General features: G+C 47.5%; 22 protein-coding genes. 11 read left to right on the forward strand and 11 right to left on the reverse strand.

Going from position 1 to position 23563, the window contains the following annotated elements:
- The first annotated feature begins 86 nt into the window (after window positions 1-86).
- Window positions 87-1028, forward strand: a complete 942-nt coding sequence (locus tag NH568_RS11510) for a LysR family transcriptional regulator (protein ID WP_253047412.1) — start codon at window positions 87-89, stop codon at window positions 1026-1028.
- A gap of 67 nt (window positions 1029-1095) precedes the next feature.
- Here the strand turns inward: NH568_RS11510 and NH568_RS11515 are convergent, their stop codons facing one another.
- The 3 genes from NH568_RS11515 to NH568_RS11525 are packed head-to-tail and all read right to left on the reverse strand — an operon-like array spanning window position 1096 to window position 2324.
- Entirely contained in the window at window positions 1096-1695 is a 600-nt protein-coding gene (locus NH568_RS11515; protein ID WP_253047414.1) for a hypothetical protein, read from the reverse strand.
- Between the two features lie 3 nt (window positions 1696-1698).
- Window positions 1699-2025: a hypothetical protein gene (locus NH568_RS11520; RefSeq protein ID WP_253047416.1), complete on the reverse strand. Its 327-nt coding sequence runs from the start codon at window positions 2023-2025 to the stop codon at window positions 1699-1701.
- Window positions 2022-2324 carry a helix-turn-helix transcriptional regulator gene (locus NH568_RS11525; protein WP_253047418.1) on the reverse strand — a complete coding sequence of 101 codons (303 nt, stop codon included), beginning with the start codon at window positions 2322-2324 and terminating at the stop codon, window positions 2022-2024. The genes NH568_RS11520 and NH568_RS11525 overlap by 4 nt, the downstream gene beginning before the upstream one ends.
- A 353-nt stretch (window positions 2325-2677) precedes the next feature.
- On the opposite strand from NH568_RS11525, the gene NH568_RS11530 reads away from it, so the two are divergent.
- Window positions 2678-2968 carry a helix-turn-helix transcriptional regulator gene (locus NH568_RS11530; RefSeq protein ID WP_253047420.1) on the forward strand — a complete coding sequence of 97 codons (291 nt, stop codon included), beginning with the start codon at window positions 2678-2680 and terminating at the stop codon, window positions 2966-2968.
- 142 nt (window positions 2969-3110) lie between these two features.
- Here the strand turns inward: NH568_RS11530 and NH568_RS11535 are convergent, their stop codons facing one another.
- The 3 genes from NH568_RS11535 to NH568_RS11545 form a co-directional block, all read right to left on the reverse strand.
- On the reverse strand, window positions 3111-4301 hold the full coding sequence (locus NH568_RS11535; protein ID WP_253047422.1) for a linear amide C-N hydrolase: 1191 nt from the start codon (window positions 4299-4301) through the stop codon (window positions 3111-3113).
- 69 nt (window positions 4302-4370) lie between these two features.
- A complete protein-coding gene (locus NH568_RS11540; RefSeq protein ID WP_253047424.1) occupies window positions 4371-6197 on the reverse strand; it encodes a di-heme-cytochrome C peroxidase in 1827 nt (608 codons plus the stop codon).
- A gap of 124 nt (window positions 6198-6321) precedes the next feature.
- Complete coding sequence (locus NH568_RS11545) at window positions 6322-7728, reverse strand: coniferyl aldehyde dehydrogenase (RefSeq protein WP_253047426.1); 1407 nt, start codon at window positions 7726-7728, stop codon at window positions 6322-6324.
- A gap of 282 nt (window positions 7729-8010) precedes the next feature.
- On the opposite strand from NH568_RS11545, the gene NH568_RS11550 reads away from it, so the two are divergent.
- From NH568_RS11550 to NH568_RS11570, 5 genes are all read left to right on the forward strand, one after another.
- Entirely contained in the window at window positions 8011-9321 is a 1311-nt protein-coding gene (locus NH568_RS11550) for an AarF/ABC1/UbiB kinase family protein (RefSeq protein WP_253047428.1), read from the forward strand.
- A gap of 312 nt (window positions 9322-9633) precedes the next feature.
- On the forward strand, window positions 9634-10296 hold the full coding sequence (locus NH568_RS11555; RefSeq protein ID WP_253047430.1) for an ABC transporter ATP-binding protein: 663 nt from the start codon (window positions 9634-9636) through the stop codon (window positions 10294-10296).
- Window positions 10287-12818: an FtsX-like permease family protein gene (locus NH568_RS11560; protein ID WP_253047432.1), complete on the forward strand. Its 2532-nt coding sequence runs from the start codon at window positions 10287-10289 to the stop codon at window positions 12816-12818. The genes NH568_RS11555 and NH568_RS11560 overlap by 10 nt, the downstream gene beginning before the upstream one ends.
- Window positions 12819-12820: 2 nt before the next feature.
- Window positions 12821-14209, forward strand: coding sequence for a hypothetical protein (locus tag NH568_RS11565; protein ID WP_253047434.1), 1389 nt, complete (start codon window positions 12821-12823; stop codon window positions 14207-14209).
- A 175-nt stretch (window positions 14210-14384) separates the two neighbouring features.
- A complete protein-coding gene (locus tag NH568_RS11570) occupies window positions 14385-16991 on the forward strand; it encodes a serine hydrolase (protein WP_253047436.1) in 2607 nt (868 codons plus the stop codon).
- 47 nt (window positions 16992-17038) lie between these two features.
- On the opposite strand, the gene NH568_RS11575 is transcribed toward NH568_RS11570, so the two are convergent.
- The 3 genes from NH568_RS11575 to NH568_RS11585 are packed head-to-tail and all read right to left on the reverse strand — an operon-like array spanning window position 17039 to window position 18345.
- Complete coding sequence (locus NH568_RS11575) at window positions 17039-17443, reverse strand: hypothetical protein (RefSeq protein ID WP_253047438.1); 405 nt, start codon at window positions 17441-17443, stop codon at window positions 17039-17041.
- A 10-nt stretch (window positions 17444-17453) separates the two neighbouring features.
- The gene (locus NH568_RS11580) at window positions 17454-17966 is read right to left on the reverse strand and encodes a GNAT family N-acetyltransferase (protein ID WP_253047440.1); all 513 of its coding nucleotides are present in this window, start codon (window positions 17964-17966) and stop codon (window positions 17454-17456) included.
- Entirely contained in the window at window positions 17959-18345 is a 387-nt protein-coding gene (locus NH568_RS11585) for a DoxX-like family protein (RefSeq protein WP_253047442.1), read from the reverse strand. The genes NH568_RS11580 and NH568_RS11585 overlap by 8 nt, the downstream gene beginning before the upstream one ends.
- A gap of 105 nt (window positions 18346-18450) precedes the next feature.
- On the opposite strand from NH568_RS11585, the gene NH568_RS11590 reads away from it, so the two are divergent.
- On the forward strand, window positions 18451-19668 hold the full coding sequence (locus tag NH568_RS11590; RefSeq protein WP_253047444.1) for a serine hydrolase domain-containing protein: 1218 nt from the start codon (window positions 18451-18453) through the stop codon (window positions 19666-19668).
- Here the strand turns inward: NH568_RS11590 and NH568_RS11595 are convergent.
- A complete protein-coding gene (locus NH568_RS11595; protein WP_253047446.1) occupies window positions 19652-20227 on the reverse strand; it encodes an FMN-binding negative transcriptional regulator in 576 nt (191 codons plus the stop codon). The genes NH568_RS11590 and NH568_RS11595 overlap by 17 nt on opposite strands.
- Entirely contained in the window at window positions 20224-20799 is a 576-nt protein-coding gene (locus NH568_RS11600) for a GNAT family protein (RefSeq protein ID WP_253047448.1), read from the reverse strand. The genes NH568_RS11595 and NH568_RS11600 overlap by 4 nt, the downstream gene beginning before the upstream one ends.
- Window positions 20800-20928: 129 nt before the next feature.
- Here NH568_RS11600 and NH568_RS11605 point away from each other — a divergent pair, with 129 nt between their 5' ends.
- The 3 genes from NH568_RS11605 to NH568_RS11615 all read left to right on the forward strand — a co-directional run bounded on the left by NH568_RS11605 (window position 20929) and on the right by NH568_RS11615 (window position 23554).
- A complete protein-coding gene (locus NH568_RS11605; protein ID WP_253047559.1) occupies window positions 20929-22368 on the forward strand; it encodes a PLP-dependent aminotransferase family protein in 1440 nt (479 codons plus the stop codon).
- Window positions 22369-22694: 326 nt separating this feature from the next.
- Window positions 22695-23063, forward strand: coding sequence for a hypothetical protein (locus NH568_RS11610; protein WP_138551624.1), 369 nt, complete (start codon window positions 22695-22697; stop codon window positions 23061-23063).
- A 119-nt stretch (window positions 23064-23182) separates the two neighbouring features.
- A complete protein-coding gene (locus NH568_RS11615) occupies window positions 23183-23554 on the forward strand; it encodes a hypothetical protein (protein ID WP_253047450.1) in 372 nt (123 codons plus the stop codon).
- The last annotated feature ends 9 nt before the right edge of the window (window positions 23555-23563 follow it).

Consider the following 23563-nt stretch of genomic DNA (forward strand, 5'->3'; position numbering starts at 1 on the left):
AGCCGGCAACTCGGGTGTTAAATCTGACGGGAGAAATAGGGTAGGCCGGAGCATTACAAGCCATAAACCAAAAGAGGTAAATACGCGTGCAGGTACAAGACGTTGATTTAAGGTTGTTGCGGATCTTTGTCGCTATTGTGGAGTGTGGTGGACTGTCGGCTGCGGAGTCGCGCCTGAACATCGGCCGTTCGACCATTAGTTCGCACTTATCGGATCTGGAAGTACGACTGGGCCTGAAATTATGCAAACGCGGGCGCAGCGGCTTTGAGCTGACAGAGCCGGGCAGGGTGACTTATCAGGCATCGCTGGAGCTGCTGCAACAGTGTGAAGCCTTTGCCAGCACTGTGGCCAGCTCTAAAAACGAACTCTCGGGGCGAGTGACCATTGCTACCATAGATACTATGGTCAGCGATCCCCGTTGCGGTTTAGCGCGCGCCATTTCGGCGCTTAAAGCCCGCGGTGGCAATATTCAGTTTGATATCCATGTGTGTGAAGCCCGCGAAGTCGAAACCTCAGTGGTCAATGGCCGCTCTCTGGTGGGACTGGGCGTGAGCCGCCATCAGCTGCGCGGTTTGGATTATTATCCGCTGCATAATGAGTACAACTATTTATATTGTGCGCAGGGTCACCCTTTGTTTGATTTGGTGGAAAGTGACCAGAGTAAAATCGAGAAGGATAATTTCGATAGAGACAGTGCCGAGTTAGAGGCATTACTTGCCGAGGCCGAGGTGATCACCAGTAACTACCTGCGCGATAAAGAAGTGCGCAACGATGGCCTTAACTATCAGAATAGTGCCATTGCCTATCACGACGAAGGCATTGCCCACTTAATACTGTCTGGCGAGTTTATAGGTTACCTGCCTGAGCATTACGCCAGCTACTGGGTCGACAAAGGCATGTTCAGAGCCATACAGCCAGAAATATACGCCTATCAGATCCCGGTGATGCTGATCACGTCAAAAAGTAATACGGCATCGCCCTTAGCTGAGGCTTTAATTGAAGAAATAAAACGGGTGCATGCAAGTTAGAGGGGCCCATAAAAAATGCCAGTCAGTTTTGCTGACTGGCATTTGACGATAGTATTTTAAAAGTCAATTAAGATGCGCGGGAAGCCTGCGCATCTCCTTCTCTTGCGGATAGGATCATCATGGTTAGCAATGCGCCACAACATAGTGCCCAGGCGATATAGATTAATCCTTCAAAATTATCATATATCAATGTCCAGGATTTCAATTCGAAGTAAGACCAGGCAATATTCTCGATCATACCCAAAAAATACACTAACGACATGTATATGTATATCCAATGGAAAATGCCATCAAAGTTCGTCAGTTCAATTTGAGGTGACTTTGAAATTAATTTAGAAAGCTGAACTCTAAAAATCAGTACAAAAACAGTAGCAAGACTTAATATTAGTTGTGTTCCATAAATAATAGTTCCTTGCAGAAGCGGGCTTTCTGAGGGGGTTACGTAGTTTATCATACCATTCTCAAAAACAACGAATGAGACTCCGGTTACAATAAATATATAACCGGAAATATGAGTTATATTAGAGTCTTTTTTATATTTGCCATAGCATGCGCAAACGAAAAGAAATATTAGGTACTGGGGAGTTACAAGGCGATCATCCCAAAGGTGTATATAAAAAAATGCTAAGCAAGCTATGCTGAGCAAGATTAAGTTTGATAGTTTCATTCCTTATCCTTGTACGCAATCCATAGGATTATCAGGTTTTAGATCTGTACTGACTCTAGCAACTCTAGGGGGCTTTTTAGCAACTACTCCACCCACCACCAGCTCACAAATCTTAGTGTTAAGCTGTTGTTTTTCTGAATTGTCGTTTGACTTTTGAGCCTCAGAAAAAGCGAGCCTGGGTGGCTTCTTTGCTCCTAAACCACCTGTTATTAGCTCCTGTTGTCTACAAGTTAAGCGATCATTACTCAGATCATGACTTGTTTTCCGACCAGTTAGTTTTACCAGAGAAGCCAATTTAGTTAGAAGTGTGAGTGGGCGTATCTTTTTCATTTTTCGTCATCCTGTAACTTTGACGCATCATGGCGATTTAAACTGCCACTAATTTGCCTGATTTCATTGAGTAAAGATCGTGTATCTATTTTGCATAGCATCAGCCAGCGAAACAGCTGTTTAGACTTAATGTCGCTGACGCCCTGCTCATAGTTACTGATTGTTTTGCGGTCGCACTCCAACTTTCTGGCCATCAGCTCCTGTGATATGCCGGCATTTTTTCTCATTGCCTTTAAATCATCGCCATCAATCACGTCCTTATTTTCCTTTTTTATTGTAATGCGGAGACTTTTCCACATTCTAATGAACATAATCTTAACAAGAAAGTCGCAATGTTAATACAAAAAGGGAACATGTCAATCTGGCTTAAGTTAGAGTACCCGACCTATACCGATGCAACAGCCGTGCGGGACTGTGCGTTACACGATATTTCCAATCGTTAAAAAGGTCAACAGATTGGTTACATTAAGCGGCTTTTAATTAAATATTGGGATGACAGTACTCACGCAGCACTTTGGACAAGCAATACACATAAGCGGTTATTGACGCCTGGCGTGCATGCAAAACAAAATGTGTGTTGTCATGGTTGAAATTGGACTGCGTAAATCCGTGCAGGGTCAGCTGGCAGGGGAAAGGTGATAAGGATACGAGTATGAAAAATGATGCATTTGGCAGAAAGCAAAGGATCAATAAACTGATGTTCAGGTTACAATGTAATTTGCGACAGTTAAGGCATAAGAACAAGCTCTCGCAGGCTCAGCTGGCCGCCAAGCTCAATGTTGATCAGTCAACAATCAGTAATTTTGAATCGGGTCGTTCAGTGATGACCATAGAACATGTATACGAACTATACTTGATGTTCGGCGATGACTTCTCCTGCCCGAATATCTTGTTTTCTGAGCAAAGTAAAACCAATAACAAGAATGAATGCCTTCAGCAATAAAACAACGGGTCTGAAAATTACCTTAAACACCTCAGAACTCGTTCATTTACCGATTTTCTGGCATTTAACCGCGAATTTGTGGATCGTCCGTAGACAAACAGCAACCAGAGTGGCCCGTTGGCCACTCTGGTAGCGGCAGATGTTAACTGGCCGCTTGAAACGGCGCGCTGGCGATTTTACTTGCAGAGATCTGCTCTGTCAGATCTGTGGACAGAATGTTTCTGGGAATATCAAATGTTTTGCCATTGAGCGTATCGAGATCCAGTTCGCTCAGGTCAACGGAATACACTTGTGGTGAATCATACAAACGCACATAGAACTTTTGGTTGCTCAGGTCCGATAAGGTGATGTACTGAGTGTAATCGAGTTCTGGCTTGAGTGTTTTTTCCTCCGGAATTTCTCGGATAACGCCCACAGGAATATCCACGGTATTTAAAATATGTGCAGCCAGATTAATTGCTTCATCTGTGCTGGATACCGGTTTGGCATAGTTGACCATCATTGCAGCTCTGATAAACCGGTGGGTTGGTAGCGGGCCACCTGGCAATAAGGAAAACCCGTTGCCCTGGCTTTTTATTTCAATGTCTTTTAAGTTACCAGGCTCTGAATGATGCGAAGAGACCGGCGTGACATTGGCGTAGTTGTTCAGGTTCGTTATATGCCACTGAAAATCCGGGTCATTGGTTAATACCCCGTACTGGTTATTTTCGTGGATCTGAACCTGTCCGTTAATAAATTCAACAACAATGCTGTTACCAAAGCGGTCATGGACAGGAAAGTGCTGATGAAACAGTTTATGCCTGGTTGAGTCTGTGACTTGCACATGTGCCTGCGGTTTGTTTTGTTGGCAGCCGCCCTCTGGGTTATCAGGGGCTAGCCTTTCCTTTACATCCTCACATGTCTGGCAGGTACTCAGAATGTAATCGATTAAATTGGTGACTGCTAAACCTTTGGCAGGATCGGTTACAGCAGGATAATCGGCAGCATTTTGTAACAGACAGCCCACATACAAGCCTTCAGTGTTAATACCATCTGTGGCGATGGGTGTTTTTACTGAGTCGGCGATGTGAATATCGTACGCTTTCTCGACCTGATCAAAGTCTAGGGACTGCATGGCTACAAAGCCATAATCGCCTTCCCAAGTAAACTGGCAGTGTGCTTTTGCCCATTCGCTCGGTAGGCAGTCTTTGCCATCTGGATCAAATAGGTTTTGAACATACTGGTGGCCGGCTTTTCTAAACATCAACGAACGTCCCAGCAGCTGAGAAAATTCCTGACTGCGCCCTACTATGATGTCGTCAAAGGTGGTTTTAATTTTGAAGTTAGTACACATATCGGATCCTTATCGTTGGTACTTTGTATAAAATGGCCTGCTGCATAGCGACGCAGGCCGCCATCCGCACTACAGCGTTTTCATAAACTCGATGATTTGCCACTTTTCCTCGTCACTAAACTCAGTGCCGTAACTGTGGCCCAGATTGGAGTTACCGGGCATAATCTGGCCGTTGCTGGCTTTTACCCTGAACTTATTCAGTCCTTGTGTGGTGACGTAGCCCACATTGACCGGGTCGAATTCACGACTGCCGACCCAAAACTCAGTGACGCGCTCTTCGGGCTTTTTCATCAATTCGTATAGGTTGGGTACTGAGCCATTATGCAGGTAAGGCGCAGTGGCCCAGATCCCGTTGAGCGGACGGCCCTTGTAAACGGCGCCATCAAGCACACCATCAACACAATCGGTTTCCACTGCATCGGCACGTTTTCCCCGTGCTTTCAGGTGTTGCACGATGAGGTTTTCCAGCTCTTTGACGACCGAGATTTTCTGCCCGTCTGTGCCTGTTCTTTCAGGAATATTGCCTGCCTTCAGGGCTGTGGGTAAATCTTTTAAAACTAAGCCAACCACACCATTGACAGGCACATCGATAGCATTGTCGATGGCCTGAAACTTACTGCCGATCAGAATGCGTTCTTTGGTGCCTTCCAGAATTAGTGTTTTCGCCATATGACAGGAGGCGTTATTGGCTGTTACCGGATCTGTGCCCAGCTCAGAAACCAGGGTTTGGTTCGCGATATAATTGAGATGCTCTTTTTCCCGCGGGATCAGTTGGTGGCAACTGGCGCAGGCTTGTTTATAAAGTAATCCCCCTTTGGCTGCTTTTTGCGTATCTATGGCAGGAAGGTGCTCAAGCGGCCACTGGGGCGAGCGCAGGGTTTTAACCCAGGACTCCAGATTACCCAGTCCAATCATGTCTACCGTTGAGCTGTAGCGGAATTTTTTACCCCATACACGTTGCCAGAAAGGCGCTTCTTCTATCTGTAATTCGCCAAACACCCCAACGACTTCTCCTATGTTGCGCACCAGCGGGCCAACAATCGGTGTATTCGGGGCTGAAGCATTCCATTGCACCACGTCTGACTGGTGTGTTCCCCATAAGAAAGGATAAGACACAGGTCCAGTCGGGGTATTTTTATTGGTCAGATCATTGAGCGCAAATGCGGTACCGGCGTTCTGAATATTGCCAAACGCATCTAACCGGGCATAACTGGTAAAGTCTTGCGGGTAGTCCTCAGGCAGTGCATTCACGGCCTGGCGTTGTGCGGTTTGCAACGCAACCTGTTGTAATCGCTGTTTTAGGCTCGCTTGGCTACTGTCGCTGTATTTTGACCCCAATACGTTAAGCGCAAAACGGTTGAATTTGGCATCGTCATTCAGTGTTTTGTTCAGTGCAGCAACCAGGCGGTCGAAAAACAGTACAAAGTTTGCCAGCGTGGGAGCACCTTCGATTAACATTTTGGTGCCGTTGTAATCGATCTGGCTGGTATGGCAGGCAGCACAGGTCATACCGACCCAGTTCTCGCCGGTTTTTTGGTTACTGTGCAGGGCAAAGCCAATGGGTAAGCCGCCCGGGTTCAGTTCACTGGCTTTGCTGGGCAGATACCGCAGAAATTCCATATGCTCAGCATGGCGAAACAACTGTTCACTGTCGGCCTGTTCCAGCCATACAAACCAGGTGTAGGGAATGATCTGTGACCCCTGGCCGGTGAACCAGAAATCTTCGCGGACTTTTTCGCTCCAGCCCTGATCCAGCCATACCCGCTTGGGCACGTCACCTTGTTCTTTGGTAATGTCGATAGGGTCGGCAGGAGTGGTATGACGATTGGTGCTACAGCCAACTAAGACCAGCAGACTGGCCGCACTCAGCGTAGCGATTGCAGTTAACTTGCTCATTGTTTTTTCCTTGCGCTCAGAGAGGTGTAAAAGAATAGTTACCGAGTGAGCGTTTGGCTATTACAACAAGTTACAGGTAAGGACTAACAACGAGTATGAAGAAAGAAGAAGGTGGTGACTCAGATTATCTGAGCAACCACTTACGTAGTACCTTAAACACCCAATCCCGGTGTTTGAGTACAAATCGATTTTTTGGCAGCCAGCTACTGGAATACAGCACCGTTTTGGCCTTTGAAAAAGTTAAAAACCCTTCATAACCATGGTATTGCCCCATACCAGAGTGACCAATTCCGCCAAATGGCGCATCGTCCGCGACGACATGCATGGTGGTATCATTGATACTGATCCCCCCACTGTGGGTGCTGGCTATCAGGCGCTCTGTCAGGGAGCGGTTATTTGACATTATATATAGCGCCAGCGGGCGAGGTCGGGCGTTAATATAGGAAATAACCTCATCCAGTGTATCGTAGGTCATCACCGGCAGTAGCGAGCCAAAAATCTCTTCTTGCAACACTGCCATATCTTCGCTGACGTTGGTGAGCAGGTGCGGATAAACACACTTGTTGTCACTTGGGTCATGCGATTTAACGGCATGAACTTTAGCACCTTTTGATTTTGCATCATCCAGCAAATGTAGTAACCGGGTAAGCTGACGGTCGGAGATAATATGGCTCTGTTTGTTGCTGTTTTTGCTCGTAAGGTGATACTCGGTATAGCGTGCAATAAATGTGTCTATGAAAGCGTCTATACGCGTAGCAGGCACAAAGATATAATCGGGGGCAACGCAGATTTGTCCGGAATTGATAGACTTACCCATTATCAAAGCATCGACTGCAACGCCCATATCGATATCCTGATCTATGATGGTGGGAGATTTACCTCCTAATTCCAGTGTAATAGGTGTCAGGTTGTCGGCGGCCGATTTGGCAACCAGTTTGCCGACCTCGGTTGAGCCTGTAAAAATCAGATGGTCGAATGGCAAAGCCGCGAATGCCGCGCCAATTTGTGCATCACCTTCGACCAAATGTACATGATCGCTGATATCTTCAAGAATGCTTTTTAATGCCTGATTTGCATGAGGTGTGAACTCACTCATCTTAATCATCACCCGGTTGCCGGCGGCCAGCGCCTGTATAGTTGGCCCCAGAGCAAGATAAAAGGGAAAATTCCAGGGGGTTACAACGCCAACCACTCCTAAGGGCTGATAATGTACTTTCACCTTCGACGGCATAAGCATGAGCCCGGCATGGCGTTTTGAGGGCTGCATCCATTTTTTCAGATGTTTGATGGCATAATTAATGGCTGCAATGGTGGGCATTATGTCGGCAAAGAAAGTATCGAATTGACTGCGATAACCATAATCCTGAGACAAGGCCTGATAGATGTGTTGTTCGTGCGAGACCAGTGCACGTTTGAGCTTTTTGAGCACAGCAACGCGTTGCGCATAGTCGGGCGCAGGGTCCCGGGCATAGGCAGATTGCAGCGCCTGAAAGTTCATGGTTAGCAAGGTATGTTCAGAAACTGTGCTCATATTGGTCATTGTACAGGGCCTTTTTCTGGCGGTTTTTGCAAAGAGACTTATCTGATAATAACCCTCATCAGAGCAAGTGTGAATAAAAGCTCTAAAATTGGTTAAAAAAAGCCATGTTGCCTTTGTGGCAATTGTATCTTTTACAAGACATCGGGCTTCAAGATGCCTTTTGCTGGTAAAGTGCTTGCAAATTTGCAGTGATATATTCTTAAGCTGTACCATCTGAACAAAATGTCGGTATCGTACGTAAAAAGAGTTACACCAAGACACAGGAGTGGAAATTTGAATAACAAATCGCGGCGCGTTCCATCGGGCAGGCTAAGCAGGCTCGCACATTTTGGCGGTCTGGCGGGTAAAGTTGCTTCTAACGTGATGATTGCAGGTGCTAAGCAGGCATTAAGTGGTCAAAAAGCAAGCCGCTCTGAATTACTGCTACAGCCAGGCAATATCCATGCGGTAGCCGAGAAGTTATCTCACCTGCGTGGTGCGGCTATGAAATTAGGCCAGTTATTGTCTATGGATGCCGGTGAGCTGTTACCTGCTGAGCTGTCTGTGTTACTTGAACGACTCCGCTCTGATGCGGCCCCGATGCCACACAAGCAATTGGTTGCAACCCTGGAAAAAGAGCTGGGCCCCGACTGGCTGGATAAGTTTAGCCATATTGAGTTAAATAGTTTTGCCCGCGCGTCAATAGGTCAGGTCCATAAGGCCACTTCTGAGCAGGGCCTGCCGCTGGCGATTAAAGTACAATATCCGGGTGTCGCCGACAGTATCCACAGTGATGTAGACAATGTAGTTAGCCTGATCAAGCTCTCAGGTTTGTTGCCAAAAACCCTGAACATAACGCCGCTGGTTGAAGAGGCAAAGCAGCAGCTGTTGGTGGAGACCGACTATCATCAGGAAGCAAAAGCGCTGAGTGCATTTGAGCAGGCGCTTGCGCATAACCCACATTTTAAGGTACCGAAGAGCTATCCTGCGCTGAGTTCAAAACACCTGTTAACGATGGAGTTTGTTCAGGGTGAGCCGCTTGAAGCTATGACGTCTTTACCGCAGGCAAAGCGCGACCAGTTAGCTTATCGCTTGATAGCCTTGTTTTTCACCGAACTGTTTGAGTTAAAAATGGTCCAGACAGACCCTAATCTGGCCAATTACCAGTACAACCGTGACACAGATCAGATTGTACTGCTCGACTTTGGTGCCACCAGGACCATTTCTCCCTCACTGTGCCTGGGTTACAAAAAGCTCCTTCAGGCCGGCGCTGCGCAGAACCGACAGAAACTAAAAGAGGCCGCTTGTGAGATAGGCTATTTTTCTGATGACATTGATCCACACTACCAAAACGCCGTGTTGTCTTTGTTTGAGCTGGCTATTTCACCGCTCAGAGCAAGCGGACCCTTTGATTTTGCCTCAAGTGGTCTGGCAAAGCAGATCAGTGAACAGGGTAGAGCGTTGAGCACTCAGTCCCGGCAGTGGCACACCCCACCGGTAGATGCCCTGTTTATTCATCGCAAGCTGGCTGGCTTATATTTGATAGCCTCGAGACTCAAGGCGAAAGTTGATCTCAGTCCATTACTCAAGGAAATTCAGGATTAACCGTATTTTAATTAAACTGTAATCGCAAACTGGAAGGTAAAAATTAACCACTCAGCTTATGGTTGGATAAAGTATTGTACCGATAATAGATCCAAGCGTGCAACGCATTTTGCCTGTCACACAGGGACAGGTGCACTTGATTATGCTGATGAAACAGCTGACTGGCAGGCTTGTCTTCCAAAGAGTGTGACTACTAAACGGGTATGAACCTTCGCACTGTGAGCGTGTAAAAAAGCGCGGTTGCTATTTCACGTTCCTTTCACACCTGAGGGCGCATGCTGGGTCCACGATTAATGATTCAAGGATTCAGGCATGGCTCTGTCACTCGAGGTCAGCGACCTAACCCACACCATACAGTTACATAATGGTACTCAGCTACCACTGATCAATGCATTGTCACTGCGCGTTGAAGCCGCAGAGCATATTGCTATTGTTGGTGCTTCCGGATGCGGCAAATCAACTTTGTTGTCCTTGCTTGCCGGTCTGGAAGCAACGCAATCGGGCCACGTATGCTACCGCTTTGAAAATCAGACTTTTAAAGCCTCCGAGATACTGTCCCAGTGTGGCTTTGTGTTCCAGCAATTTCATTTGTTGCCTGAGCTAAATGCCCTCGATAATGTCGCATTACCGCTACAGCTAAGAGGCCATAAAGATGCCACCAAGCAGGCCGCTCATTGGCTAACGCAGATGGGCCTGGCAAAGCGGCAGGATCAGGGGGTGACTCAGTTAAGCGGGGGAGAACAGCAAAGGGTTGCGATTGCCCGCGCTCTGTGTGTCCAGCCGCGAATACTATTTGCAGACGAGCCAACCGGCAATCTGGATGAGACAACCGCAGAACAGGTGATCACGCTCATGCTGGCAGGCGCCAGGCAAAGCGGCGCGTCATTAATTTTAGTGACGCATGATATGGCTCTGGCAAGGCGAATGGACAGAGCTTATCGTCTCAGCCACGGGAGGCTGACACCATGTCACTAGCACAGACGATGACATCTGATCCCGCTGTTCGCAACCAGGCAATGTCGCCGATACATGCGCTCAGGGTGTTCAACACCTTGCTCTGGAGGCAGATTGTACAAGGTAAATACTGGCTAACGCTCGCTGCCCTGTGTGTTTTATTTGTTTATTTGCTACTCAGCAGCTTACTGGGACAGGGCGTCGAGCGGTTTTTAGCGCAAAATCTGCAATCGACGCTCGGTGCAGACACGCAGGTGACAGTAAGGCGGTCTTGGCAAAAGGCGGAGCTGGACTGGATAACAACACATGCGACTAAATACAGTATGCAGTCTCAGTACCGTGTGACGCTCAGCAATCACGCTCAGCATCAGAGCGCCATTCTAAAGGCCGTGGATAGCAGCTATCCGATTCAGGGAGACATTCATATCAGTGATAGTAAAGGGCTTGATGCGCGGCTTATGCAGCAAGGCCCGGGACTGGGGGAAATCTGGCTTGAGCCAAGGTTAGCAGCAGCTCTGGCGGTAGAGCTGGGAGATTCGCTTGAACTAAACGGCGTGCCGCTGCGTGTTTCTGCTCTACTGCTGCTTGAACCTGACAGGATCCTTGAGGGCCTTGGCAGTGATATGCGTGCTATGGTGTCTCAGTTAAGTCTGCCCGATGGCGAACTGACGCCGCATCTAAGCAGAGCACTGATGCTGCATGACAACGGGCTGCAAGCTGCCATCAGGCAATTTCAGTCTAGCGCACCTAGCGTGCAGGTGATCAGTAAATCTCTCAACAATTATCCGCTTGCCAAAGTCTGGGAGCGGGTTCAGAACTTTCTTGGGTTACTCAGTTTGCTTATTGTGCTTTTGACCGTGTTGATCCTGTGGCTATGCAGCCAGGTACAGATCCAGCCACTCAAAAAAAGCGTCTCTGTACTGCTGGCCTGTGGTATGGAGCGTCGTATGTTGCCTGCTTTAGCAATCAGTGCTGGTGCAATCATTCTTATACTCAGTGTGGTCCCCGCACTCTTGCTCGCCTTGCTGGCAAGCTATGGTGTGAGCCATCTGGCGCAACTTTATGTTGATGGGTTCGCGCTGAACTGGCATTGGCAAGATCTGCTTAGTGCCCTTGCATTGGCGACCGCCGTGTACTTTTTCATAGCACTGCCTATGTGGCTGGTGTTGCTCAGAGGTGATATTCGTTCACTGATTGAACAGTGCACTGAGGAAAAGCATATGCGCTGGTTAGCGGTGTGCAGCCCGGCAGGACTGCTGGTTGCACTGATCCTGATTTATACCGACAACTGGCTACTCAGTGGCATGCTGTTGGGTGGATTGGGTTTGTGTGTGGTATTGGTCTTGTTTGTCACCTGGCTGGTGCTGAAATTCAGTGGCTATCTGATGCCAAAACGTTGGGTATTGGCGCATTTTAGCATGTTGCTGTTACGCAAGCGGATGTCGGTCAAGTTGGTACAAATCACGGCGCTAGGCCTAAGTGTGACTTTATTACTGCTGTGTATCAATATGGGCCGGGATGTGACCAATATGCTGGAGCTCTACCTTTATCAGAATCAGGGCAATGTGTTTGTCAGTCGTGCCAATGAGGAACAAAAAACAGCGCTCGAAGCGTTTGTTGATCGGTATCAGGGTAGTATCAAAGAAATGCAGCCCTTTCAGCTGGCTCAGGTGACCCACTTTAACGACGTTGCGGTGGCTGAACGAGATGTGCAGCCCAGTGATACACAGCGCCGTCTGGAACAGCCAATCAATTTGCACTGGCATGCAGATATGCCTGAAAACATCACTCTGACAGAGGGAAGCTGGGATACGACCCCTTCACAGGCGAGTGTTTCTGTTGATCATGAGGTATTCATTGAGTTGGCACTGTCGCTTGATGACACTGTCCATTTCGATGTCGCTGGTGAGCGGGTTTCAGCCACAATTAACTCTGTGCATCAATTTAAACCAGGTGGAAGCTCGGTGACCTTTTGGTTTGTCTTGCAACAAAGCAGAGCACCTCTGTCGAGTGGGCCTGTTTATCATATGGGTAGCATTGAGCTCAATACTGCGGGCACTTCGGCGATTGGGGAGTTATGGCGTGAACATCCCCAGCTCCGTCTTGTCACACTGGATGCGTTACTGGGTAAAATACGCAGTCAGGTCAGGGCACTGATTGCACTGGTCATGAGTTACAGCGTGTTTATTGCCTTACTTAGTAATCTTCTGATGGTAGCGGCCATTCGGACTCATATGGAAAAAGATAAGACCCGTAACGGATTGTTATTGAGCTTTGGCTTAACACCTGGCCAGGGCTTTCGGATCCTTTTGATTGAGTGGCTAACGGTCACTTTGATCCCCACCTTGTGTGCTGTTGCAGCGATATACAGTTTTGTTGATGCATTTTATCGGCAGAATCTGGCGATGTCCTATCAGGGCAGTATATTGATGATGCTGGTGGAAGCGCTCTCCATCGCACTGGCCATTGCTGCCAGCGGTATCTTGCTTAGTCGCAAACAACTATGCCGCAGTCCCATTGGATTACTCAAAGAAGGACAATGAAAATGAATTTACCACTTTGGTTCTACTGGTTGTTGTTATTGCTTGCAGGTGCTCTGGGGTTCCCATGCCAGGCACAGGCACACATGCTGGGTAGTGCACTGCCGTTGCAGTGGCAGCAGGGAGAGTCTCGGCATTTGTGGGTAGCAGGGGAAGCGGGTGATGTTGAAGCCTATCAATATGACAAAGCAGGCTACCAGTTTGTGAAAACACTCAGGACATCCGATGTTAGCGCTGTGGCGATGGACTTAGCGGTACTGGCCGGTGAATCTGCCCCTGTCCCTGTGGTGCTGGCAGAAGATGGCATCTATCGATATACAAAAAACGGCATAACGCCGCTTGTAAAAGCACCGCATTTATATCAGCAAAGTCCTCACTGGTTGCTGAGTACGCTGCGAGATATTCGTTTCAGTATGGATCTGGATGAAAACGGCCTGAGTGATTTTATCCTGCCGCATTTTGGTCAGTTAACTTTGTTACTACAACAACAGGATGGCCGTTTTCAGCGGCAGCAGGTGAAGCTTGATCACACCTACGCCCTGAGTACACATCAGTCAGAAAACTACGCGCTGACGATTTCGTTGCCAGGGCATTTTGCCCTACTGGATATCAATCAGGATAAGCTGGCGGATCTGACGTTTGCCATCGATGAACAAATATTTGCGCTCAGGCGCACTGAGACCGGATTTTCGGACAGTTTACTGAGCTGGTCATTTGCTACTGCAGATGAAGATAAATCTCGTCAGTTTGGCGCTCTGGTGGATGCCACCGGCGACGGGGTTATCGATTTACTCGTAAAAGAGTCGGGCGAAGGAGATCCCCACCGGATGCTGATATTGCCTGGGCTTTTTAATCCGGCAACCCGAGTTTGGCAAGTCTCAGATACAACCTCCACGATGTTAAAGATGGACGATGAGCTACTTCACTTTGGGTATGGAGATTTCAATGGTGACGGGCGTACAGATCTATATAGTGTCAGTGCATCGGTGGGACTTGGCAGTGTGTTGTCTCTGATGTCCAATAGAACGCTTGAGTTAGACTTTGCGCTTTATTTACAAGGATATTACGGGCAGTTTAAACGACAGCGCCGTGCCAATAAAACACTGCATATGGCATTGGACTTACAACAAATGTCACAAGATTGGTTATTCAGCGTGACCGATATCAACGGTGATGGGCTCAGTGACTTAATTTTCTTCGATGATGACCAAAAACTCATGCTCTCACTGGGTGAGCGTAAAAATGGTTTGTCACGGCGCAGCCAGCCACTGGCGCTACCAGTCAAAGGTAAACCACGAAAAGTCGTTTTACTCAATAGCACCGACAAGACATCGGTCTGGTTTTTACAGCGTAATGAACAGCGCGAGAAAGTTTATATCAAATACCAACTTTAAAACGGTAAATACCACAATAAGGCACACTTGCTGACAGTTAGCTACAGAGTTGAACAACCTTAGCTAAGCATTCTACAGAATTGTGCACCTCGTTCATTTAGCCTTAAGTCTCCTCATTAGGACCAGCCTGAATTAGCCGGGCTGGAAGACAATTAAAATGGTAAAGGACGAAGGTATGTTTAATTTGATGGGTAATAAGGTGACAGGATGGATGCCACTGAGTCTGGTAAGTGCGGCGTTACTGTTGGCCGGGTGTGGTAACAGCAATGATGATCATGCGCTTACTAAGCACAAGGGCATCTGGGTGCAACAGGGCACGGGTAACTTGTGGCAGTTTGATAGCGACAATTTACGGCGTTTTCAGTATAACCGTTTTGGATGTGTGCTGATTGAGACACACCCCTACAAAGCGCTGGATGACCTCGATGAGTATATTAAAAGCGATAAAAGTACGCTGACGCTTACCACCCATGCGACCAATGACTGGGTGTTTACAAAACAAACTGACATGCGTGAGCAATGTAAACCCAAACAGCGTCTCAGCGGTGATGATCCGGTGGCAAACTTTGAGTACTTCTGGCACACATTCAACGACTATTATGCGTTTTTTGAGCTCAGAGACATTGACTGGCAGGCAGCCTATACGGCGTACCGGCCACAGATCAGTGCCGACACATCACCAGAACAGCTTGCGAACGTGTTTGAGGCCATGCTTGAAGATTTTGACGACACGCATGTGTCACTCACAGATGACAAGCGTTTTGAGATCTCAGGTGAAGGTGGCACTGAGTTGTATGAAGATTTAGCCTGGCTTATGCAGCAACGTCATGGCGATGAGTGGGAAGATCATATCGACGAAGCTTATGACGGACAGCTGAGTGCATTTGCCAGAATGACTGGCTTGTATCTTCTGGATAAAAAGCTGACCCGATACAAAGACAGTAATGCGCTGGGGTGGGGCAAACTGGAAGGCAATTTAGGTTATATTCGGATAGACCGTGAGGCTGCAATGCTGGCGAACGAAGAGACTGAGGTTGATGAGTTCTTTGCGGTTATTCCGCATGCAAAGCAAGATATCGAAGATACCCGCACTTTAATGGCCGAAGTGATGAAAGACTTGGCTGACAGCGATGGGATCATCATTGATCTGCGAGTAAATGATGGCGGATTTGATGGTGTGTCATTGGAAATTGCGCGATTCTTTAATGACAAAGCACAGACGGTGGCATACAAGCAGATCCTTAATGCCGATTATCAGCAAGATAAGCAGGCGTTAACGCTCAAAGCGGCGCCCGACCAGGCTTATACTAAACCTGTGTACGTGCTGACCGGCGAGCTGGCATACAGCGCAGGTGAAGTGCTGACTCAAACCCTCAAATCCCTGCCACATGTGACTTTGATCGGCGGTGCGACTAATGGAGCTGTGTCAGATGCACTGGACTTTAAGCTCCCCAATGGCTGGACGGGTTCATTGAGCCATCAAACCTATTCAGACCTTAACAACCAGGTGCTCGAAGTCACGGGTGTGACGCCTGATATCTCTGTACCCGTTTATGCGACAAAAGAAGTCGAATGGATGTCTGATAACGTGCTTGATTATGCAATGCAAACCTCGGGTGTGGCACCGAGTCGCGGCTTTGACTTTACCGGCGTAGACCAGACCTTCACTCAGAGCCTTACTGAGATGGACATTCCGGGTGTGGCTGTGGCTGTGATTAAAGATGGCCAGGTCATTTTCGAGAAGGGTTATGGTGTGTCGAACCTTGAGACCAATCAACCCATGACAGCCCATGCACCAATGAATGTTGGTTCAACCAGTAAAGCGGTAATGGGAACTGGCTTGATGCAGTTGATAGAGCAAGGTCAACTCAATTTGGACACTCCGCTGTCTCAAATGAATTTGCCGTTTGAGGTAGGCCATCCAAACTCAGAGCGCGATATCACGCTGAGACATTTGGTGACACATACCTCAGGCATCCGGGATACGTCGCAATACAACTGCAGCTACTATATTCACGGTACCAACTTGTCTTTATATGCTCAGGGAGGTCATGAAAGTTGTGAAGAGACTACACTGACAGATTCGACAGAGTTCTATCAGGCTTATTTATTACCTGATGGTCAGTATTATAGTGAGGATGTATATATAGGTGAAGGCAGTGTACCAGCAGGTAGTATTCATAATTACAGCAATGTGGGCGCTGGCCTGGCGGGGTATGCCGTTGAGAAGCTACTCAATATCAGTTTGGTAGAGCATATGCAGCAGAACCTGTTTGCCCCGCTGGGAATGAATAATACCCACTGGGACTATACACAGTTGTCAGAAGAAAACCCAAAATCACCTCAATACACCATAGATAACGAAGGTGTTGCGCATTATGTGCCTGAATTCAGTTACCCGACGTTTTTCGACGGAGACCTGAATTCCACCGCGCACGATCTGGCTCGTTTCTTAATTGCCATCAGTCAGGGAGGCACACTGGACAATGCCAGCGTATTGAGTGAGCAAAGTATTGCGACTATGCTGTCTGTGCAAACCGATGTGCCCACCTACTGGATGGACACACAAGGGCTGTTCTGGTTCTGGCAAGGCCCATTTGTGGGTCATGACGGCGGAGATCCTGGCACCCATACCATTATGAGCTACAACCCCTACACGAAGACGGGCATAGTTGCGCTTACCAATGCGGAGGATGGTACCTTGGGCAATGGGTCAAACATGCAGCGTTTACAAACACACCTGGCTGCATTCTATCGTGCCGGTGTGGCGCATCAGGATTAACTTATCCTTGCGATAAAGTATCAGGAGGGCTTATGCCCTCCTTTTTGCTATAACAAAGTGAAACCTTGTGGTGCTTTAGGTGCTTCAAATTGATACAAATTTACATAAATCGTGACGGGCTTTTTCTGGCCCTCATAGCTAAGTTCATACTGATCCAGCATACCACCGCCAAATAGCATAGATTTATCTTCAAACGGGCAGCAGCTGCCTAGTCGTTTTACCTCGACGGGCTCGCCATTAGGGCCGGTCAGGCTCTGAAAGTAGTCAATATGGCTGCCTTCATACTTGGAGCCACGCAAAAAGCCACCCAGTTTGATTGGTTTGTGTGGTACAAAGCCATACTCAGGGTCGCTTGCGGTAAACTCGGCGTCGCCTGTAATACCAGGCTCTGATGATGTGGCCTGACAGCCGCTTAGCAGCGCGAAAAAGAAAATCAGGAGTATGTACTTCATTATATGTTCCTTATAGTGAGATTTTATAAACGTTGTTATTGATTGTACTGCCGAATGCCTCGAAACTAAGAGTACCAATTTGCTGTGCGCCCAGCCGACGATAAAACTGATTGGCTGCATTTTCTGTCCAGGTGTAAAGCCACATGGGCTGGCCAAACTGCCGCGCGACCTGGTTTAGCAAAGTACGACCCAGCCCTGCGCCCTGAAATGGCTTGTCTACGTATAGTTTTTCGACTTCATAGCCATTGTCTGGTGTCTGATAGTGAGCGCTAAGATTGAGTAGTACAAAACCTTGTAACACGCCAGCCTGCTCACTGACAAGCAGCCGGTAGTCAGGCCGCTCGAGCAAAGATCGAAAATAATCAGGGGTAAAGGTGTTGTTCGCATACTCGATATATTCAGGCTCAATTTGGTCTCTGGCGTAAGTGTCCAGCCAGACCCGAGCAGCCAATAGAGCCAGGCTTTGACAGTCCTGGGTTTTTGCATGTCGGATCTCATAATTGTGTTTATTATTTTTATTCACGAGAAGTTGTCTTTTTTAACGGCACTTTGGGCAATAATAAAGCGCTTAGCACTATCAGGGGAAGGTTGGTGGTGAGCGGATTAAATGCTTCAAACAAAATCACAGGTTGCAATACGGCTACCGCCAGTAATAAGCCAACCAATGCAATAATATTCATATAGATAATGGCTGCTGTTCGATACCAGATAAAGAACACAATTGCCCAGATTATTTCCCCGATACCCGCAAAGCGTATCAGCAGGTGCGTTAAAGCGTCTTCCAGACCCAGACTAGCAGATATCTGCCACTCTAGTGGCGCAACGTGTAGTAATTTAGGAACTAGGCCATGATAAAGCCAGACGAAAGCGATTGTTAAACGAGCTAACTGAGTAGTGGACATTGGCAGCAACGTATAAAATTCAAATAGATATATTGCTTAGTGTATGTATTTGTACCTAAAATTAAAGTAGTTTGTAGGCACAATAATGGACAAAGAAATCAACTGATGGGTATTAAAACGGGGCAACCAGGTGTGTGGCTTGCCATGCTGATCTGGCTAGTCAGCAGTTGTGGCGGGACGCAACGCGCTGTATACAGTGAAGTCAGGCAGCCTGAAAACGGTCTTCACAGGCAGATAGATCCCTTACTGGTAGATTTAGTATCGGACTTTATCCCGGGTGTAAGCGTGTATATTGAAACATCAGGTGAGCGCTATTATGGTAGCGCCGGATATGCCGACCTCCAGACTCAGGCTCCCATGACCAGCCAGACCCGGATCCCCAATGGCAGTGCAGGCAAAAAGCTAGTGGGCTTGCTGGGGGCCATACTGGATGATAAAGAGTTGCTGAGTCTCGATGAGCCTGTATTGCCCTGGGTGCCGAAATATATGGTGGGCCGCATCCAGAATCTTGAAACCATGACATTGCGTCAGCTGCTAAATCACAGCGCCGGGATCGTTGAATACAATGATGTGGGTGAGCTGGATTTTATTCGAGCACAACTGGCAGACGAGGCGCACCGTAAGGGCAACCGTTTTGCATTGCAGTTTGTTCTGGGACAGCCTGCTTATTTTGAACCAGGCCGTGGGTTTGCCTATTCAAATTCGGGGTATGTATTGGTGGGCATGGTTATAGAAAACAAGTTAAAACAACCGCTTGGTCAGTTAATACACGAGCATGTCCTTGAGCCGCTGGGTTTGACTGAGACCTTTGTAAAAGGGTATGACGTCGCGGCAGACGAAGTGGCATCCGGCTATTTTTTCAACATTGAGGAACCTGATTTTGTTTTACCCTACCGTCAGCGCTACAACACAAAACAGCTGATTGTGAATACGGCACTTGCCGATGCGCCGGTTTCATCCAGTGCACGGGATATGGCAAAGTTACTCAAAGCCATCGTTGTTAAAAAGCCCCCTGTTAATGAGCGCATTTATCACAATATGGTCGGCGATGCACATTTACAAACAGCTCGTTGGTTGCCGAACTTTTTGCATGCTGAGCTGTATTATGGCTTAGGGGTGATGGTTGAAAAGCACGATGACGGTACCTTGTATCATCATGGCGGCAATGAGTTTGGCTATATTACACAAAGTGTCTACCTGGCCGAGCAGGATGTGGCGATCGGATTGATCGCCAATTGTGGGGCTCAGGATGAGTGTGATGAACCGATTATTGCACTGACTCAAACACTGATCGCGCATTTTGCTGCTAATAATAGCGACTAAGTGGGTTGCCCTGAGCTTCAAGCAGGTGCGCTATAGCTTGGCGGATGTCGCTATTTTTATTCTGGCTAAGTTTAAATGTGCCTGTAATTGACTCTATCTCTATTTTGAAAAAGAACAGCTGAGAGAATAGCTTAGCAATCTGACTTTCACTGAGTACCGACATATCCCAGGGATTAACGGGCGACTCAAATTGCTTTAGCTGGTGCAGTAACGCAGAACGTTTTTCCTCCGGATGTGTGATTTCCGAGAGTTGTCCGTGGACATGAACTGTGGCGTAATCCCAGGTTGGCAGCGGCAACCCCGTTACCTGACTGGGGGATAAATAAGCATCCGGTCCTCTGAACAAAACATGCAAGTGTGTTTTGTCCAGTCTGGTAAGCGGGTTCGCCGGGTTTGCATGCCCCAGCAGGTGGGTTTTTTCATTGTTCAGGCTTAAAGACATATGCACAAAAGGCGTGTCAGACTCCCCAACAACCAAAGTTGCGAGGGGATGCTCCGCTATCAGTTGCCACAGGCGCTCTGTGTTGTGTTCAGAAAATGCGGTACGTGGATAACTCATAACCAACCCTCCAGTTTGTTTTTTACCTGAGGCCACATGTCATCGGTGATAACGAACTGGGCGGTATTGCGAAATGCATCAGTTGCAATGCGTTGATCCTTCATGATTAAACCTTCAAATTGCGCACCCAGACGGGCGATAGCCGACCGTGACTTTTGATTGTGTTCATGTGTACGCAGCTGCACGCGCACCAGGCCCAGAGTTTCAAAAGCATACTTGAGTAGTAAGTACTTTGTATGTGTATTTATGTGGCTGCGCTGCCACTGTTCGCCAATAAAAGTATGGCCAATTTCAGCACTTAGGTTCGTCTGGTGCAGTCTGAATAAACGTGTGCTGCCCGCTATACTGTTAGTTGCTTTGTCGACAATCACCAGAGGTAACTGAGCATCGGGATCGAACTGAGCAGACTGTTCAAACCACTGTGTAAGTTTATCATTTGACTGACAATAATTATCCAGCACCCAGGTCCAGAGCGCGGTTTGTTCGCCAAAATTACGCAAGTGTGGCAGGTGAGCCCGTGTGAGTGGTTCCAGACGTACTTTTTCTGATGACAGAGTTATCAATTTCAACATCCGCTTTTCCTTTATTCACTGCTAACTATGTGTGATCAGAGTAGTGTTTTCTGGTAGGTTATAAACAACCAGAATGTTGTTTTTTATTAGACCAGATGGGATTTCTCATACCTGGTGGGGAGTATGACTATGTTGACCGGACAGCCTCTGACGCAGGATAAACCCAAGTATTTACAATTGGCTGAGCAGATCCGGGTAGCCATCAGGCAGGGCCAGTTGCAGCCGGATGATCCTCTGCCATCAGCCAGAAAACTCGCTCAGCTATATGGTATAAATCGTCATACAGTGATGACCGCTTTACAGAATTTGGTTGCTCAGGGGTGGTTATGTTCAGAGCAAAGACGGGGGTATCGGGTCAATCAGGCACTGCCAATTGAGTCCAGTCAGCATGTTGCTCTGCCTGCTCAGCATAGCATGCATATCGAGCCAGACTTTGCGTTATCTCTGACCTTGCCGGAACCTGACATTAAGGGAGCTGTCAGTTATCAATATAGCTTTGCTGGTGGACTGGCAGACCTGTCCGATTTCCCCTACGATGAGTTTCGTCGCCATCTCAGCCAGGCCTGCCGTACCGTTAATATACCAAGTTTGCACTACAGCCACAGCACAGGGGAGCCAGCTCTGAAAAAACAGCTACAACGCTATCTGCGCCGCGCCCGTGCTCTGGAATGTGATGATTTGCTGGTGTGCAATGGGTCTCAGGAAGCATTGTTTTTAATCGCCAAAGCGTTTATCAGGCCAGGAGAAGGCATTGCCGTTGAATCTCTGGGTTATCCACCGGCACACCGAGCGTTTGAGGCATGTGGTGCAACGCTCTACGGTATTGCCCAGGATGAAGAGGGAATGAGCATTGACAGCCTGCGTGAACGCCTGCAGCGAACTCATATTAAATTGCTTTACTTAACACCGCTTCATCAGTACCCCACAACGGTTACTCTGTCTGTTGCACGGCGCATGGCAATATATCAATTGTGTGCTGAGCATGGTGTGTTTATTGTTGAAGACGATTATGACCATGAGTTTCACTATCGCTGCCCTGCGCTCCAACCAATGGCCGCCAGTGATCCGCATGGTATTGTGATCTATGTTTCTACTTTTTCAAAAATCATGTTTGCTGGTGCCCGGATGGGATATCTGGTCGCCAGAGCTGATGTGCTTGCTCAGCTGAGTGCGCTGAAACAGCTGATAAACTACAAAAATGACATTGTGTTGCAACTAGCGCTGGCCGGCTGGATGGGTTCCGGCGAGTTTGAGCGTCACCTAAGGCGCATGACAAAGCGCTATCATTTGCGCTGCGATGCTATGGCAGATGCGCTCGCGCATTATCGGAGTGCAGGGCATCATCTGACATTCAACGTACCCGATGGTGGGATGGCTTTTTGGGTTAACACGCATAGGGATGTATCTGACCTTAGCGCTCAAGCCGCCGCGCAGGGCGTATACGTTCAAACTGAAGATGCTTTCTGGCGTTTTCCGCAATCTCGCTACACACATATTCGTCTTGGCTTTGCAGGACAAAGTGAAGAAAAAATGCGCGAAGGGTTGGCAATAATTATGTCACTTCTGTAACCATTTTTGACCCTGAATGTTCTTTTTTAGGTGTCTAAGGCCGAGTAAACATCCAAAATCCTGAGATGCGAAATATTGCTATTTCTTACAGTATGTTAGCTTTTTCCTATGGTTTTTTTGGTATGTTTTTCAGTCTGTTGTGCGAAATGAAGATGCCTAATAAAATAAATAATTTGTGACTTTTTGGTTTTTTATTTGTGTTTTTTTATTTCTTTAGTGTTGACATTGAACTTTTTAACTGGGTAGTTTATTTAACAAATGTTGCATTGATAGCATCATTTGATTGTTGGTTTTTTTACATTTTTGTATGTTTAAGGATAATAACGATGAAAACTACATTAAAAGCTTTTGCTCTAATCGCGGGCACTTTTTTCGCGGGATCTGCATTTTCTGCTGAGATGGTATGTGATGTTTATCCCAAAAGTAACGGCTCTAGCTGGGGGAACGGTACAGCCAACTGTATGGGCTTTGACTTCTCATTCGGGCGCTCTACGAGCGGACGCTTCTACCTGAAAAATGTTAGCAAGCCAATCCAGGAAGTTCACTGGAGTGGTGCGAATTGCTCAGGTGGGACCAGCTGCAGTGTCACAATCAGAGCTTACACAACAAATTCTGCGTCTGCGCTGATCCTTTATAAAGACGGAACGTGGGAAAGGACGAACACAGCAAATGCTGAATACGAAACTGGTCACTAGTGAGCAGTCAAAGTCTTTTGAAAGCCAAGTACTAAACACCGGCATATTTAACCTTAACAAGATTAATATGCGGCCTTTTATTGAAAATTTCTCTGAAAAGAGTGATAAGGATTATAACGATGAAAACACTAAAAGCACTGACTCTGGTAGCCGGTACACTATTCGCTGGCTCTGCATTTTCTGCGCAAATGGTCTGCGATATCTACCCCAAAAGCGGTGGTCAAAGCTGGGGTAATGGCACTGCCTATTGCGGTGCAATAGACTTCTCATTTGGTAACTCTACAAGTGGGCGATTCTACATTAATAATATCACCAAGCCGGTTGAGGAAGTGCGTTGGAGCGGTATTGCCAACTGTAGCGGTGGCACAAGTTGTGGTGTGACGATCCGTGCATACTCGCCAAACAATAAAGCGTCTGCGTTAATTCTCTATAAAGACGGCACTTGGGAAAGAACCAATACTGCTCAGGCAGAATACGAAACGGGTCACTAACTTGCGACT

This window comes from Pseudoalteromonas sp. XMcav2-N (assembly GCF_024124545.1).
Lineage (GTDB): Bacteria > Pseudomonadota > Gammaproteobacteria > Enterobacterales > Alteromonadaceae > Pseudoalteromonas.